The sequence below is a fragment of the Arthrobacter sp. 8AJ genome (assembly GCF_902506025.1).
GTDB lineage: Bacteria > Actinomycetota > Actinomycetes > Actinomycetales > Micrococcaceae > Arthrobacter.
The window spans coordinates 3959729-3975157 of sequence record NZ_LR733289.1; the positions used below are offsets into that span (position 1 = coordinate 3959729).

At 67.1% G+C, this 15429-nt stretch carries 18 protein-coding genes and 1 tRNA gene; 3 read left to right on the forward strand and 16 right to left on the reverse strand.

The genetic code is table 11. The features are described 5' to 3' along the window. The 10 genes from ureG to arfA all read right to left on the reverse strand — a co-directional run bounded on the left by ureG (position 1) and on the right by arfA (position 8350). Entirely contained in the window at positions 1–615 is a 615-nt protein-coding gene (gene ureG, locus BACI349Y_RS18400; protein WP_159634182.1) for an urease accessory protein UreG, read from the reverse strand. A 26-nt stretch (positions 616–641) separates the two neighbouring features. Beyond that, the gene (locus BACI349Y_RS18405) at positions 642–1310 is read right to left on the reverse strand and encodes an urease accessory protein UreF (RefSeq protein ID WP_159634185.1); all 669 of its coding nucleotides are present in this window, start codon (positions 1308–1310) and stop codon (positions 642–644) included. Positions 1311–1517: 207 nt separating this feature from the next. Beyond that, the gene (gene ureE, locus BACI349Y_RS18410) at positions 1518–2003 is read right to left on the reverse strand and encodes an urease accessory protein UreE (protein ID WP_159634188.1); all 486 of its coding nucleotides are present in this window, start codon (positions 2001–2003) and stop codon (positions 1518–1520) included. Between the two features lie 34 nt (positions 2004–2037). Beyond that, positions 2038–3768, reverse strand: coding sequence for an urease subunit alpha (gene ureC / locus BACI349Y_RS18415; RefSeq protein WP_159634191.1), 1731 nt, complete (start codon positions 3766–3768; stop codon positions 2038–2040). Then, positions 3765–4118, reverse strand: a complete 354-nt coding sequence (locus BACI349Y_RS18420) for an urease subunit beta (RefSeq protein WP_159634193.1) — start codon at positions 4116–4118, stop codon at positions 3765–3767. The genes ureC and BACI349Y_RS18420 overlap by 4 nt, the downstream gene beginning before the upstream one ends. Positions 4119–4129: 11 nt before the next feature. Then, entirely contained in the window at positions 4130–4432 is a 303-nt protein-coding gene (locus BACI349Y_RS18425) for an urease subunit gamma (protein WP_159634196.1), read from the reverse strand. A 110-nt stretch (positions 4433–4542) separates the two neighbouring features. Further along, positions 4543–5100: a cysteine hydrolase family protein gene (locus BACI349Y_RS18430; protein ID WP_159634200.1), complete on the reverse strand. Its 558-nt coding sequence runs from the start codon at positions 5098–5100 to the stop codon at positions 4543–4545. A 74-nt stretch (positions 5101–5174) separates the two neighbouring features. Then, positions 5175–6179 carry a LacI family DNA-binding transcriptional regulator gene (locus BACI349Y_RS18435; RefSeq protein ID WP_159634203.1) on the reverse strand — a complete coding sequence of 335 codons (1005 nt, stop codon included), beginning with the start codon at positions 6177–6179 and terminating at the stop codon, positions 5175–5177. After that, positions 6179–6766, reverse strand: a complete 588-nt coding sequence (locus BACI349Y_RS18440; protein WP_159634206.1) for an HhH-GPD-type base excision DNA repair protein — start codon at positions 6764–6766, stop codon at positions 6179–6181. The genes BACI349Y_RS18435 and BACI349Y_RS18440 overlap by 1 nt, the downstream gene beginning before the upstream one ends. 57 nt (positions 6767–6823) lie before the next feature. After that, positions 6824–8350: an arabinosylfuranosidase ArfA gene (arfA, locus tag BACI349Y_RS18445; protein ID WP_159634209.1), complete on the reverse strand. Its 1527-nt coding sequence runs from the start codon at positions 8348–8350 to the stop codon at positions 6824–6826. A gap of 361 nt (positions 8351–8711) precedes the next feature. Between arfA and BACI349Y_RS18450 the strand changes: the two genes are divergently transcribed. Further along, positions 8712–9611, forward strand: coding sequence for an ANTAR domain-containing response regulator (locus BACI349Y_RS18450; RefSeq protein WP_236560922.1), 900 nt, complete (start codon positions 8712–8714; stop codon positions 9609–9611). A gap of 47 nt (positions 9612–9658) precedes the next feature. On the opposite strand, the gene BACI349Y_RS18455 is transcribed toward BACI349Y_RS18450, so the two are convergent. The 5 genes from BACI349Y_RS18455 to BACI349Y_RS18475 form a co-directional block, all read right to left on the reverse strand. After that, a complete protein-coding gene (locus BACI349Y_RS18455; RefSeq protein WP_159634212.1) occupies positions 9659–10555 on the reverse strand; it encodes an anti-sigma factor in 897 nt (298 codons plus the stop codon). Further along, positions 10542–11156 (reverse strand): RNA polymerase sigma factor, encoded by a 615-nt coding sequence (locus tag BACI349Y_RS18460; protein ID WP_201302475.1) that lies wholly within the window; start codon positions 11154–11156, stop codon positions 10542–10544. Before BACI349Y_RS18460 ends, BACI349Y_RS18455 begins: the two co-directional genes overlap by 14 nt. 45 nt (positions 11157–11201) lie before the next feature. Beyond that, positions 11202–11915, reverse strand: coding sequence for a class F sortase (locus tag BACI349Y_RS18465; RefSeq protein ID WP_159634219.1), 714 nt, complete (start codon positions 11913–11915; stop codon positions 11202–11204). A gap of 113 nt (positions 11916–12028) precedes the next feature. Continuing rightward, positions 12029–12865, reverse strand: coding sequence for a DUF4397 domain-containing protein (locus tag BACI349Y_RS18470; protein ID WP_159634222.1), 837 nt, complete (start codon positions 12863–12865; stop codon positions 12029–12031). A gap of 150 nt (positions 12866–13015) precedes the next feature. Next, complete coding sequence (locus tag BACI349Y_RS18475; RefSeq protein WP_159634225.1) at positions 13016–14035, reverse strand: LacI family DNA-binding transcriptional regulator; 1020 nt, start codon at positions 14033–14035, stop codon at positions 13016–13018. Positions 14036–14196: 161 nt separating this feature from the next. Between BACI349Y_RS18475 and BACI349Y_RS18480 the strand changes: the two genes are divergently transcribed. Continuing rightward, positions 14197–14538, forward strand: coding sequence for a YciI family protein (locus tag BACI349Y_RS18480; RefSeq protein WP_159634228.1), 342 nt, complete (start codon positions 14197–14199; stop codon positions 14536–14538). Between the two features lie 3 nt (positions 14539–14541). Beyond that, positions 14542–15159: a M23 family metallopeptidase gene (locus tag BACI349Y_RS18485; protein WP_159634231.1), complete on the forward strand. Its 618-nt coding sequence runs from the start codon at positions 14542–14544 to the stop codon at positions 15157–15159. A gap of 67 nt (positions 15160–15226) precedes the next feature. Here the strand turns inward: BACI349Y_RS18485 and BACI349Y_RS18490 are convergent. Further along, positions 15227–15299 (reverse strand) — tRNA-Lys (locus tag BACI349Y_RS18490). Between the last annotated feature and the right edge of the window lie 130 nt (positions 15300–15429).

Genomic DNA, 15429 nt, shown 5'->3' on the forward strand with positions numbered 1-15429 from the left:
TCATGCCAGGTCGAGCATCAGGACGTCGTGCCTTATCCATTCGATGACCTTCTCGAGGCCTTCGTCGGTTTTGAGGTTGGTGAAGCAGAACGGCTTGTTGCCACGGAATTCCTTGGAGTCCCGTTCCATGACGGCGAGGTCGGCGCCGACGTGAGGTGCGAGGTCGGTTTTGTTGATGATGAAGAGGTCGGATTTGATCATGCCCTGGCCGGCTTTGCGGGGGATCTTTTCGCCTTGGGCCACGTCGATGATGTAGATGGAGAAGTCCACCAGTTCGGGGCTGAAGGTGGCGGAGAGGTTGTCGCCGCCGGATTCGACGAAGATGACCTGCAGGTCCGGGTGCCGGGCTTTGAGTTCCTCGATGGCGGCGGTGTTCATGGAGGTGTCTTCGCGGATGGCGGTGTGCGGGCAGCCGCCGGTTTCGACGCCGATGATGCGATCCACGGGCAGGATGCCGTTGGCGGCGAGGATTTTGGCGTCCTCGATGGTGTAGATGTCGTTGGTGATGGCGGCCATGGAGATGTCGCCGCTCATATGTCGGGTGAGCCGTTCCACGAGCTGGGTTTTGCCGGCGCCGACGGGCCCGCCGATGCCGATTTTGATGGGTTCAGTCATGGTTTCCTCCTAGGTCACGAGCCCTGTCAGCTCATGAACATCCGGGCACGCTGGCGTTCGTGCCGCATTTGCGAAATTTCCAGTCCGGGGCTGACGGCGCCGAGGTCGTCCGCCGTGAGGTGCGCGACCGCGTCGATGGCGGCAGCGACGTCGTCGTGCGCTTTCCGCAGCACGCGCTGGCCGGCGTTCTGGCCGAGCGGGATGGCGCGGACGGCGTTCTGGGTGAGGGACGTGACGGTGGCGAAGAGGTAGGCGGCGAGCGCCTCCTGCAGCGGTACGCCCAGGGAGCGGGCGACGACGGCGAACGCCAGCGGCTGGTGCCCGGCGGCCCGTCCTGTGGCCACCAGGTCCCGGTACAGTTCCAGCGCAGGCGAGGGAAACACCTCAGCCCCAATCTCGAGCAGCCGGCCGCCCATCTTCACGCTCGCCTCCCGGACCTGCCGCGGCAACAAAGAGGCAGAGAGGAGAGCATCCAGCGCCCCAAGTTCAGCCCCCTCATACAAAAGCCGAACAGCAAGCCCATCGGAGTAAGTCAGCTGCTGGCCGACGAAGGCACCGAGCCAGAGCCCGAAAGACCCTTCATCAAAAACGAGCTCCCGATCGATGTACGTCTCAAACCCAAAAGAGTGAGCAAAAGCCCCAGTAGGAAGCGCAGAGTCAGTGAGCTGCTGAAGAGCAAGCTGATACCCGCTCACGAAAGGCGCACCCAAGGCGACGAACCCAAGCGACGCGAGGGATATGGGGCCGCGGCGTGGCGGGCCTCGTGGGGGGCCCACTGGCGCGAGGGCCCCGACCCGAGCTTGCGAGGGTTGGGAGCGCCTGGGGACGGGCACGGCCCCCAATCCGGGCCGGCGCACCCAAGTGACACCACCCGTGGAGCGCGCAGCGCTGCGACAGGGTTACTAGTGCGAGTGTTCAGCATGGCGAAAAGGCACGGGCATGACGCGTTCCTGGCGGGAGTAGGGCACACCGGCATGAGTGAGGTAGTCCTCGACGGTGTGGTCGTAGGCGCACACCATGACGGCCGCCCCGTACTCGCTGTCCGCGTCGAAGAATTGTGCCTGGAGGTGGCGGTTGCCGAGGGAGTGCGCAGTGACGCCCATTTCGTGGATGGTGCGGGGCGCGATGACCAGGACGTCGGTGGGCAGCACGGACACCACGATCATGTTGGCTTCTTCGACGTGGAGGATGTCGCCGTCGCGGAGGTCGCCGGAGCCGGCGGGGAGGCGGATGCCGATTTCCTTGCCGTGGTCGGTGGTGGCGCGCTGGATGCGTTTGACCAGCTGGGCGCTGGGCAGGACGACTTTTTCGCGGTGCAGGCCGGCGTAGGCTGCGAGGTCGGAGTCCGGCAGGTCGTGCAGGTTGCCCAGGACTTTGTCGATGATCATGTGGTTGCTTTCGGGGGTTTGGAATTTCGCGGTTCTAGAAGAGGAAGTACCGCTGGGCCATGGGCAGCACGTCGGACGGTTCGCAGGTGACGTCCTCGCCGTCCACCGTGACCCGGTAGGTTTCCGGGTCCACCTGGATGTCGGGCGTGGCGTCGTTGTATTTGAGGTCGGCTTTGGTGAGGGTCCGGATGCCGGAGACGGGCCGGATGACCTTTTCCAGCCCCAGCTCCTGGGGCACACCGGCGTCGATAGCTGCTTTGGACAGGAAGGTGATGGAGGACTGCTGAACGGCCTTGCCGAAGGTGGCGAACATGGGACGCATGGTGCGCGGCTGCGGGGTGGGGATGGACCCGTTGGAGTCGCCCATGAGTGCGTAGGCGATCTGGCCGCCCTTGAGCACCAATTCCGGTTTGACGCCGAAGAATGCCGGGTCCCACAGCACCAGGTCCGCGAACTTGCCCACTTCCACTGACCCTACGGAATCAGCGATGCCCTGTGCGATGGCGGGGTTGACGGTGTACTTGGCCACGTAGCGCTTGAGCCGGAAGTTGTCGCTGTCCGCACTGCCGTGCGCCCCGCCGTCGGCATCTTCCAACATCCCGCGCTGCTTCTTCATCTTGTCCGCCACCTGCCAGGTGCGCGTTATTACCTCGCCTACCCGGCCCATGGCCTGGGAGTCGGAGGAGGTGATGGAGAAGATGCCCAGGTCCTGCAGGACGTCCTCCGCGGCGATGGTTTCGGCGCGGATGCGGGAATCGGCGAAGGCCACGTCCTCGGGGATGTCCGGGTTGAGGTGGTGGCAGACCATCAGCATGTCCAGGTGCTCTTCGATGGTGTTGCGCGTGTACGGCAGTGTGGGGTTGGTGGAGGCCGGCAGGACGTTGGGCATGCCTGCAATCTTGATGATGTCCGGAGCGTGGCCGCCGCCTGCGCCTTCGGTGTGGAAAGTGTGGATGACCCGGCCGGCGATGGCGCGGATGGTGTCCTCCACGAACCCGCACTCGTTCAGGGTGTCGGTGTGGATGGCCACCTGGACGTCGTACTCGTCCGCGACCTGGAGCGATGTGTCGATGGAGGAGGTGGTGGCTCCCCAGTCTTCATGGACTTTGAGCCCGATGGCACCGGCACGGATCTGCTCGGCGAGGGGTTCGACGGCGGACGCGTGGCCTTTGCCGAACAGGCCGATGTTCATGGGGAATGCCTCGGCGGCCTGCAGCATCCGCTGGATGTGCCACTTTCCGGGCGTCACGGTGGTGGCTTTGGTGCCTTCGGCAGGGCCGGTGCCGCCGCCGATCATCGTGGTCACGCCGCTTGCCAGGGCGGTGGGGATCTGGTCCGGGGAGATGAAGTGGATGTGGGTGTCGATGCCGCCGGCGGTGAGGATTTTCCGCTCGCCCGCGATGATTTCGGTGCTCGAGCCGATCACGATGTCCACGCCGTCGGTGATCTGCGGGTTGCCGGCCTTGCCGATCCGGCAGATGTGGCCGTCCTTCAGCGCCACGTCCGCCTTGTAGATGCCCGTGTGGTCCAGGATCACGGCGTTGGTGATGACGGTGTCCGGAATGTCCTCATCACGGGTTGCCTGGCCGTTCTGCCCCATGCCGTCCCGGATCACCTTGCCGCCGCCGAACACCACTTCCTCGCCGTACACGGTGAGGTCCTCTTCGATTTCGAGGAAGAGTCCGGTGTCCGCCAGGCGGATCCTGTCCCCGGTGGTGGGGCCGTAGAGGTCCGCGTACTGCCGGCGCGGAATGTCGAAGCTCACTCGCCGTCCCCTTCCGTAACAGGCCCGCTTTGGCGCGTCCCGCCGTCGAGCCTTCCATTGACCGCGTTGCTGAGCCCGTAAACCTCCCGTGTCCCCGCCAGTTCGATAAGCCTTACGTTCCGCGAATCCCCCGGCTCGAACCTGGCCGCCGTTCCCGCTGGGATGTCCAGGCGCCGGCCGTAAGCTGCTTCGCGGTCGAAGGCCAGGGCCGCGTTGGCCTCGGCAAAATGGAAATGCGACCCCACCTGGACGGGCCGGTCGCCCGTGTTGGTCACGGCCACCTCGATGGCCTTACGGCCCGCATTCGCGGTCACGGGCTCCGGCCGGAGGACGTACTCGCCTGGAATCATTGCCGCGCTCCTTAACGGATGGGGTTATGGACGGTGACCAGCTTGGTGCCGTCCGGGAAGGTGGCCTCGATCTGGACGTCGTGGATCATCTCCGGCACGCCTTCCATCACGTCCTCCCGGGTGAGCAGGGTGGTGCCGTAACTCATGAGGTCGGCCACGCTCCTGCCGTCGCGGGCGCCTTCGATCAGTTCATAGCTGATGATGGCCACGGCCTCGGGGTAGTTGAGCTTGAGGCCGCGGGACTGCCTTCGGCGGGCCAGGTCGGCGGCCACCACGATCAGGAGTTTCTCCTGCTCACGCGGCATAAGATGCATGGGGTTCCCTTCGACGGCCTGCGGCGTGCTGCCAGCGTAAGCGGGTCACGTTTCCGCCAGGTTTCAGGAGTATCAACAAAAGCTGGGGATATGCCCCAACGGTGGGAAGGCTAGTTTGCCCCGCTGAGCCGGGCAAGGATCTCGTCGCTGGACTGGATGGGCTGCCGGTAAGTGGCGGAGAGGATGCGGAGCATGTCGGCAGCGTCCTGGTCGGCTTCGGAGGCCATCGCGTCCTTGGCGTAGGTGACCCGGATGTTGTGCGCGAATGCGTCGGCTGCGGTCTGGGCGATGCAGTTGTGCGTGGAGACGCCGGCGAGCACCACCTCGCCGGCGTCCCAGTTCCGCAGCCGCGCCAGCAGGTTGGTTCCCACGAAGGCGCTGTCCCTGGTCTTGTTCAACTGGGGCAGGTCCTTCCTGATGAGGCCGGGCACCGACTGGGCCTGCCCGCTCCCGCGGAAGATGAAGCCCTGGTCATCGTCCAGCATGCTCAGGGTCCAGGTGGACTTGTCCCGCTCGTGTTCGGTGCCGACCAGGAGCGCGGCGTGCCCGGCGGCCTTGAACCCTTCCAGCAGCCGGTTGCACTCACTCACCACCCGGTCCTGCTGGGCCGCCAGTTCGGGCGTTTCGAAGAATGCGTTCTGCATGTCGATGACCAGGAGGGCAATCATGTGGGCACCTTTCCTCGTTGAACCGGTGGGCCGGGTGGTGAGGAAAAGTTACCCGCGTGGAGCGCGGCGAAACCCTAGGGTGCGGATTCCCTGACCTTCAGTTCGAACCCGGCTTCCACGTGCACGCCCTGTTCCGAGGGCTCCCTGCCGGCGATCCGCTCCAGCAGCAGATGGATGGACCGCTCCGCGATCTCATCCATGCCCGGCGAGACGGTGGTCAGGGAGGGGGACGCGAACCGCGCCTCGTCGATGTCGTCAAAACCGGCCACCGCCACGTCCTGCGGCACCTTGACGCCGCGGATCAGCAGCTCGTGCATGGCCCCCAGCGCCAGTACGTCATTCAGCCCGAAGACGGCGTCGAACTCCACGCCCTTATCCAGCAGGCCGGCGACGGCGGCAGCACCCGTATCGCGCCGCCATTCAGCCGGTGCCACGAGCGCGGCGTCGAAGGCGATGCCTGCTTCCGCCAGCGCACTCCGGTACCCGTTCAGGCGCAGGCCCGCAGTCCCGGCGGACTCCCCCGCGTTCGCTCCCACCACGGCGATACGACGGCGGCCGCCGGCCAGCAGATGCCTGGTCAGCGCAGCCGCGGCTTCCTCATTCTTCATGGTCACCAGATCGAACCGGGGATCCACGATGTGCTCGCCGAGCATCACCACCGGTTTTTTGCCCGCCCGCGCGGCAATAGCATCCGCGTCCACCACCAGCGGCGTGAACAGGAGGCCGTCGGTGAGCTGCCGGAAGGTCCCCTGGAGGGCGCCAAGTTCAGCGGAGGCTTCGGCGTCGGACTGCTCCACCATCACCCGGTACCCGTGCCGGGCGGCAGCCTTCATCAGCCTGGACGCCAGCTCGGCATAGTAGGGGGCAGAAAGGTCGGACAGGACCAGGCCCAGCATGGACGTCTTGCCGGACCGCAGGCTGCGGGCGGTGAGGTTGGCCTCGTAGCCCAGCTCCGCGATGGCATCCTGCACCCGTTGCTTGGTGGCGGGACGGATGAATTCATAGTCGTTCAGGACGTTCGAAACGGTTTTGAGGGAGACGCCTGCCGCCCTCGCGACGTCGTTCATGGTGACTGCCATTAACGTTCTTTTCCTGCCTTTGCCGCCGCCTTGGCAGCCTGCTTGCTGGCCCGCACCTTGACCAGGGACTCCGGGTCCACGATATCGGCCACCGACAGGAAGGCGCCATCCTCACCGTAGTGGCCTGCCGCTTCGCGCCAGCCCGGAGCCTCCAGGCCCCGCTGCTTGCCCAGCAAGGCAAGGAAGATCTTCGCCTTTTGCTCCCCGAAACCGGGCAGCGCCTTGAGCCGCCGCAGCACCTCGGCACCGTCCGGCGACCCCTTGGTCCAGATGGCGGCGGCGTCACCGTCCCACTCGTTCCGAACCGCCTCGGCGAGCGCCTGCACGCGCGCAGCCATGGAGCCCGGAAAACGGTGGACGGCGGGCCGTTCCTTGAACATCTCCACGAACGCCGCAGGATCATGCGCCGCAATGGCCCCGGGCTTGAGCGACCCGATCCGGGTCCGGATCTTTTCCGGCCCGGCGAACGCGGATTCCATCGTTACCTGCTGGTCCAGCAGCATGCCGGTCAGGAGGGCGAAGTCGTCCTCACTCAACAACTTGTCCGCGGCGGGATCACCCGTGATGTGCAGTTCCATGCCGTCCATCCTCCCACCTGCGGACCGCCGTCGTCATAAGCACACCCCCAGGGAAATTTCGCCGGGTCAGGACTCCACGGCCAGCCGGATCATGGACCAGGACACGGCCGGAAGCTCAGCGGTGAGCCGGCCGCCTTCCACCTTCACCGTGCCGTTTTCCGAGGGCAGGACGGAGGTAGAATCGTCGGCGCTGGCCTGCCAGTAGGGGTCCTTGTTGGCGTAGGTGACGGCCTCCACCACCCGGACATCGCCCAGGCCTGCCACGGCAGCATCCAGTGCGAGGGCATCGGCGGCCGATCGGTTCACTGCGAACACTGTGGCCTCACCCTTGTCCGGGTCGTAGGTGGCGACGGCGGACAGTGCCGCGAAGCCGGTCGTGGTGCCGCCGTTGACCAAGGGGGATTCGACGGCGAGCTGCAGCACCGTGCCGGAGGCGTGCCGGGAGGTCAGGGCGAAGGGGTGGAAGGTGGTCTGCTTCCAGGACCGGCCTCCGGGTTCGGTCATGATGGGTGCGATGACGTTCACCAGCTGCGCCAGGCTTGCCGAGTGGACGCGGTCGGTGTTCCGGAGCAGCGTGACCAGGAGGTCCCCCACCACTACGGCGTCCGCCACTGTGTAGGTGTCCTCCAGCAGGACGGGGGCCACCGGCCAGTCCTTGCCTGTGGGCACCTTGGACTCGTCACGGCTCATGTGCCAGACGTTCCACTCGTCGAAGGAGATGTCCACCTGCCTGCTGGACTTCTTGACTGACTTCACGTGGTCGATGTGGCTCACGATGTCGCGGATAAAGGCTTCCATCTTGTGCCCGGCAGCCAGGTGCTCCTGCAGGTCGCCGAAGTCCTCGAAGTACTGGTGCGCCGAGATCAGGTCCACCAGGTCGTAGGTTTCCGCCAGGACCACCCGCTCCCACTCCCCAAAGGTGGGCATGCTGGGCCCGGAGCTGCCGCAGGCCACGAGTTCCAGGTCCGGGTCGATCATGCGCATCCCGCGGGCTGTGTCCGCCGCGAGCCGGCCGTACTCCAGGGCGTTCTTGTGGCCAATCTGCCAGGGGCCGTCCATTTCGTTGCCCAGGCACCACATCTTGATGCCGTAGCCGTTGCCTGCCCCGTTGCTGCGGCGTTGCTCGGAGAGGGCGGTCCCGCCGTCGATGTTGCAGTACTCCACGAGGTCCAGTGCCTCCTGCACGCCGCGGGTGCCCAGGTTGACGGCCATCATGGGTTCCACGCCCGCCTTGGCCGACCACCTGGCGAACTCGTCCACGCCCACGGTATTGGGGTCGGTTGAGTGCCAGGCCAGGTCCAGGCGGGCCGGACGCTGGTCCACCGGGCCCACGCCGTCCTCCCAGCGGTAGCCGGAGACGAAGTTGCCGCCCGGGTAGCGCACGGTGGAAACGCCAAGTTCACGGGTCAGTTCCAGGACGTCCTTGCGGAAGCCGTCCTCATCGGCGTCCGGGTGTCCGGGTTCGAAGATCCCGGTGTAGACGCACCGGCCCAGGTGCTCAACGAACGCGCCAAACGTTCGACGGCGGACGGGGCCCACGGTGAACGACGGATCGATGGTGATTTTGGCTGCGGCGGGTTGTGGCTGGGTCACAGGGATATCCTCGGGTATTTTTTACAACGTTATAGAAGACATTGTTTGTTGCCCCCCTCCGGGAGTCAAGGGTTTGGCCTGCGGCGCCGCCGAAAGGTTCCAGCCGGGGCCGGAGGACCCCGCGGCGCGCCCACCTGCGGCGACGCTCCAACCAGCGCAGGACCCGGAACCTCCAAGTACTACCTAATCGAAAAAACAGGTACCAGCTACGCATTCACCGGGGACTGGAGGCCCATTAGGTTTTTTCACAGAGACAAGACCTTCAGGCTCTCGGTACTTGGCTCACTAGGGGGGTGTGAGACCGGCAATGCATCGTTCACCACACATAGGCCGCGCAGGCTTCCCGGTCCATCGGACCCGGGTGATAGGCGGGGCCGGCGACGAGGAGTCCTTCGAGACCAAGGACTCTCCCCCAGCCGTCGCCGGCCCTCTTACCCCTCCGCTCTCCCGGAGGGGCCACGCACCGCTGCCCGGGGAGGGCAGCCATGAGCACGCAAACCCACAGAACACGGCTCTCCTGCTGGACCTGGTCAATGGCGCCCGGACCCTGGCAGACTCCCTGGACCTGCTGGTGGCGGCATCGGCCGCGCACGTGGTCAGGACCGCCGGCATCGACGTCGGCTGCGGCCTGGTGCTTCACCAGCCCAAACGCGGTCCCGCCGTCACCGGCACCACCGACGAGGTAGTCACCCTGCTGGAGTGGGAACGGGAAACGGCCGAAGGACCGGTGACCGACGTCATGGCAGGCGGCCACCCCGTGGCCGTCCTCCAAAGGAACGGGGACTTCCGCTGGCGCCACTATTCCAGCCAACTGCAGGCGGCCGGCTTCGGCAGCGCCCTCGCGGTCAGGCTCCGCCTGGACGCAGAACTTCCCACCGACGACGGGATCCCCGGCAACAGCGAACTCGGCCAGTCAAGGGCCGCCCTCGCCTTCTTCGCCCAGGACTCGAAGGCCTTCCCGCTCCAGGTCATCGCGGAGGCACGTACCTTCGCGATGCTGGCAACCAAAAGCCTGCAGATGGCTATCAACCTGCACACTGCGCGGTCGCTGGCCACGGACCTCCGCTCGGCCCTGGACAGCCGCACGTCCATCAATGTGGCCTGCGGCGTGATCATGGCCCAGAACAGGTGCTCCTACCAGGAGGCGTTCGCCATCCTCGCCAAGGCGTCAAGCCACCGGAACATCAAGGTGCGCAAGGTGGCCGAGGACATCCTGGAGCGGCTTCCGGAAGGTGCTCCGCACTCACACTTCGGCCGCTGACCCGCTGCCGGTCCAGCCTGGTTGGCGGGTGCGCCCGCGGGCCCGAATCAGGATGTGAGGGTGCCCCGGGCAATACTTATGGTGGAGTGGGCCGGGTTGCCGTCCATGGGCTCGTCCGATACATCCACCACCGGGTACTGGGACAGGTCAAGTCCGGCAGGCACCGGGAACGTTCCTGATGTGGAGTTCATGACGCCCAGGCTGACCAGCTTGGAAAGGTCCGGCGCGATCAGCCACACCTCCTGGTAACCCTTGGCTTCATCCTTGTCCAGGCTGACCTCCAGGCTGCGGGAACCATCCTTGGCCTCCACCACTTTGGCCGATCCCGCCGCGGAGTGCTGCGGCAGCGGGGTCAGCTGGGTTGCCGCCAGCTCCTGGGGCTGGGGCGGGCGGTTGAAGGCCCAGACGGCGCCGAAAACCACCAGGACAGCAGCTGCCGCCGTTGCCAGCCACGTTCCGGGGCGCTGCCACGCGCCCCTCGTCCGGGCACGGTCCGTTCCGGCACCCCCTGCCCGGGTTCGCCTTGTCCGGCTGCCGCTTGTTTTGTCACCGAGAGGGACAACGTTCGACGTCGGCACGTCCCCGGGTGCGGGCGTGCCGGCAGGTGGTGCGGCACCTCCGCCAGCCCCGCGACGCTCAGCCCCGCGTTCCCCTGAAACGTCTTCCACAGGCCCGGGTTCCGCCGGCACCCCCGCCGCAAGCGGGTCCTCCCGGACGTAATCGCCCAAGCCAAGTTCGCGGTGGATTCCGGCCCAGACCTGGGGCCCGGGCACGGAGAGCAGGCTGGTGTCCGGCGTCGTCTTCACCGCGTCCACCGCCCGCCGCAGGGCGGCGTAGTCGGCGGCGCACTGCGGGCAGGCCAGGAGGTGCTCCCGGCCGCCCGGGTCGTCCCAGTCGTCGTACAGCGCCAGGAGGCTCAACTGTTCCGGATCAAGATGCGGCATGGTCTACCTCCAATCTGCTTCTCAGGTGCGTCAGGCTGCGGCGGATGTGGCTCTTGACGGTACCAAGGGGAAGGTCCAGTTTCCGCGAAATCTGTTCGTGCGTCAGGTCCTCGTAGAAGGCAAGCTTCATGATGGACCCCTGGGGCTCACCCAGCCTTTCCAATTCACCGTCCAGGAGCAGCCGGTCCGCCAGCGTTTCCGCGGCCTCCGTTCCCGCCCCCGCATCCCCGGCCAGGCCGGCGCCCGCGGCAGCGTAGGCTTTGCGCGCTTCGCGGGCCGACGACTGCTGGGCATCCGCGATGGCATTGCGCGTAATGCCAACAATCCACGCCGGGAGCCGGGCCACCTGCGGGTTGAAGGTGCTCCGGGAGCGCCACACCCGGATGAAGACCTCCTGGGTCACGTCGTCCGCCGCCGCGCGGTCCGCGAGGGAGCGGAGGGCCAACGTATGCACCAGCGGCGCGAACTCGCGGTAGGCCGCCGCCAGTGCGTGCTCATCGCCGGACAGGAAAGAAGCGGTGAGCCCGTCATCCCACCCAGGGGACGCGCGGCCGGGGAGGGTCACGGGCGGCTCCCTCCCGGCTTCGGCGACGAGAAACATGGCTGGCCACCGGCTGTGCAGGAACTGGTTCATGCGGGGACCGGTTCAGGCAGGGACTGCGGTGACAATCACATTGTCGCTGTAGTCCATCCGCTCGTCCAGCCATTTGCCGCCGCAGGTGACCAGCTTGAGTTCATGGGGCCCTGACCGCCTGAAAAGGGACGCGCCGTCGAACCTGTCCTTGGCCATCAGCTCCACGCCCACCACCCGGTAACTGAGCGCGGGGGCCCCGTCCCTTCCCACGCGGATAATGGTTCCCGCCGGGAGCGACTTCAGGGCGGAGAAGGGCGCGCGGTCCGAGGTGGTGTCGATATGTCCGGCGATGACGGCGGCGCCTTCGGCCGCCCCGGGGGCGGGGCCGAACCTGTACCAGGCGGCACGGTCGAACACGTCCGGGATCTCCATCGCTCCTGCGGTGGACACTCCCCCGGGCACCACCGGCATATCAATGGCCGTGCCGGCCACGGTGAGCGACGTGGGTACCGGGGCTGGAGCGTTCACCGGCAGAGTGGCTGGCCGGAGCGGGATGTCCCCCGGCCGCGTGCTGCCAGGACTGGAAGGGTTTGGGGTGGAGGCGGCGGCGCTGGACGGGGCGGCCGCCTGCGGCAGCAGGGAAGCCGGCGGTGCCTGCCCGGAATTGGACGGGCCGGCCGAACCGCAGCCGGAGAGAACCAGCACTCCAGCCACCAGCGCTGCTGCCGCACCCCTTGAGGCAGGCCGACGGCGGCACCAGCCTTCCGGCGTCGTACGTGCGTTCATGACTGGCCTCCTTCCAAAGAAGACATCGGTTGGGGAACAAAGGGGGCCCGCGCAGGGGCCCGACCGCGGGTGTGCGGCCGGGCCCCTGCACTGATGGTCCTACAGCCGGGCGGCTACAGTTCGGCCCGCCGGGCGCGGACGGCGCGGCCTACGCCCACCGCCCCGGCCAGCAGGGCCAGCGCTGCCAGGCCGAACCCGGCGGTGGCAACTGCGGGACCCGCCCCGCCGGTCTTTGCGGAACCGTCAAGGGCGCCGGGCACCGAGGCCGGAGCGGTGTGCAGGCCCTCGATGGTCTGAACGGCCAGCTTCAGGTTCTGGTCCGCCAGGCTGCCCCAGGCGTAGACAATGGTGTGCGTCCCTTCGGCCACCGTGACATCCGCCGGGCCGATCACGGGGGTGGTGGTGCCGGCGGCGGCAACTGCGGCCGGGACCGTGCCGGGATCCAGGGTCAGGGTTTGTTCATTCGGGTTGGCCAGGTTGGTGACGACGGCGGTGCCGCCGGCCAGGACATCGACGGCGGGTGCGGCGGCGGCATGCCGGACGGTCAGTTTGCCCTTGCCGGCCTCGATCCGGGAGACGTCATTGGTGAACAGGCTTGCCGTGGGCTTGCCGTCTGCGCCGAGGTGGGCGGCTGCTGTGTAGTTTCCGTTGGCGGCCAGGGTGACGCTGACGGGACCGATGGCGGGGGCGGACGCGTCGGGTGCGTCGGCTGCCGTGATGGCAATTTCGTAGGTGCCCGCGGGAAGGGCCAGCGGACCGGCGAGGGTTCCCGGGGTGAAATCGTCCAGCGTCCGGTCGCCGTTGACCCAGACGTCCACGGTGAGTCCGGGAACGCCGTGCAGCACTGAGAGCTGGGCGTCTCCCTCTGCTGCGTTGGCGGGGCCGGCCAGGGCGATTGCGGCTGCAATGACTGCCGCCCCGGCACCTGCGGTAAAGATTGTGTTGCGCATGTCCATCTCCTTGAACGGCCCGGCTGCCGGGCGTTTTTGCTGACACCCCTACTACCGGCGCAGGCCCGGATTTGGATGCAGATTCATGGAGATTTTTTAACTTTTCTTCCGTCGGGGTTTAGGCCGCCCCTCCAGGCACCCCGTGAGCCTCTAACCGGACGCCGGGGCGGCCGTGCTGGCGCGGAGGACAAGCTGCGGCGGCACCACCGTGGAGCTCACCGCGGCACCTGACTCAATTTCAGCGAGCATGATGTCCATGCAGCGGCGCCCCAGTTCCTCGAAGTCCTGGCGTACGGTTGTCAGCGGCGGCGTGAAGTAGCCCGCTTCGGGCTGGTCGTCGAAGCCCACCACGGAGACGTCGTCGGGCACCCTGACGCCCGCCTCGGTGAACGCGCGCAGGAGGCCCAGGGCCATCTGGTCGTTCCCCACAAAGATGGCCGTGGCCGTGAGTCCGGACGCCAGCCGGCGGCCGATTGCATAGCCGCTCCCCGCACTCCAGTCCCCTTCCACCAGGAGTGATTCGTCCAGCCCTGCCTCCCGAAGCACCGCGCGCCAGCCCTCCGCGCGCTCGGCACCGTCCGTCCAGTCGGGAGGGCCGGCGATATGCCCGATCCGCAGGTGGCCCTCCTTGACCAGATGTTCGACGGCGAGCCTGGCGCCCGCGCGCTGGTCCACCATGGCCCCGCTGACGGAGGCGCTGCCGGCGGAGCCCACGGCCACCACGGGCACCGGAAGGTTCAGCTGCTCCAGCACGGCCAGGGTGTCCGCGTGCGGGACCAGTACCGCAATCCCGTCCACGGCCTGGTCCATGAAGTGGCCCACCGCGTCGGCGATGGCGTCCCTGCTCACTTCCCGCAACGCCGCGATGCTGACAAAGTAGCCGGCGTTGCGGGCCGCATGTTCCACCCCCAGCAGGGTGTTGGCGGGCCCGTACTGGGAGAGTTCACTGGCCAGCACGCCGATGGTCTGCGAGCGCCGCGTGACCAGGCTCCGGGCCGCGGTGTTGCGGCGGTACCCCAGCTCGGCAATGGCTGCCTCCACCTTTTCCCGGGTCGCCTTGCTCACGTTGGGGTGGTTGTTCACCACCCGGGAGACGGTCTGGTGGGAGACGCCGGCCACCTTGGCCACGTCTTCCAGGCGCGGCATCCGGCCCTTGCTGGTTTTTACCATGTGCCTATTGTGCCTGCTGCCGCCCCCGCCGCTCCCCGTGTTGCGCCCGCTGGGGCCGCCGGCTTGGGCGCCCGTGAAGAGTGCGGCTGAATCCTTGCGCGGCAGCTGACCAATGGGAAGGATGAGGGTGATCCACCGTTTGCGAAGAAGGAGCCGGCGGAATGACCAAGTACCTGATCTCGTTTCCCAGCGGCGCCATGGACATCCCCGACGGCGGCCTGCAGGAAGTAGCAGACGCCGCCCACGCCGTGGTCCAGGAGGCCAAAGACGCCGGAGTCTGGGTTTTCGGGGGCGGCATTGACGAGAGTGTCCCGCCCGTCACCGTCAGCGGTGACGGAACGGTACGTGCGGGCACCTACCCCCAGACCGCGCAGATCGAGGGCGGCTACACGGTGCTGGAACTGCCCGCATACGACGCCGCGGTGCAGTGGGCTGCGAAGATCGCGGTGGCCTGCCGCTGCCCGCAGGAGCTGCGCGCCTTCCAGTACGATCCCGCCGGCTGAACCGTGAATCCGGCAGGCCCGGTTGACCTGGCCTATCCCTTCACGGGCACCTGGCTGGTGCAGAACTCACCGGCAGACCGGGTCCCCAGCCACGGGACGCGGCTCTTTGCCACGAGCTTCGCCATCGATTTCACACCAGTGGATGCCAGCGGGCAGTCGGCGCCGCTCACCCTGGCCTCGCTGTTCCGGCCCGAGCCGCCGGAACGCTTCACAGGATTCGGCAGGGCTGTGACGGCGCCGGCGTCCGGCGTGGTCTGCGCCGCCCATGACGGGGAACCAGACCACGCAGCTTTCCGCGGCTTTCCTTCGATCGGTTATGCCGCAACCCAGGCCCGGCGCGTGCGGGAGGGGTGGCTGGGCTTGGCCGGCAACCACGTGATCATCGAGTCCGGCGGGGTGTTCATCGCGCTGTGCCATCTCAAGCGCGGGAGCGTCTGCGTCCAGCCGGGCCAGATGGTGGGGTGCGGGGAGCCGGTGGGACTGTGCGGCAACTCGGGCAACAGCACGGAACCGCACGTGCACGTGCAGGCCATGGACTCGGCAGACCCTGGACAGGCTTCCGCGGTTCCCGTCTCGTTCGCGGGCGGACTGCCGCGGAACGGGACTGTTGTGGCTGCCTGACCGAGGCTGCTCAAAAGAAATGGGGTCCGCCTGCACGTTCGCGGCGGACCCTCGTGGTCTTGATGGGTGGGCCCTGTGGGGCTCGAACCCACGACCCACGGATTAAAAGTCCGATGCTCTACCAACTGAGCTAAAGGCCCCTGCCGGCCGGTCAAACACGCTGTGTTTTGCCCGTACGGCCCAATCCATTTCTGGACGTTAATACTCTAACCCATGGTTCCGGACACTTCGCACACGCCCCGGGCGCCGCCGTCGTACGTTTTCACCCCG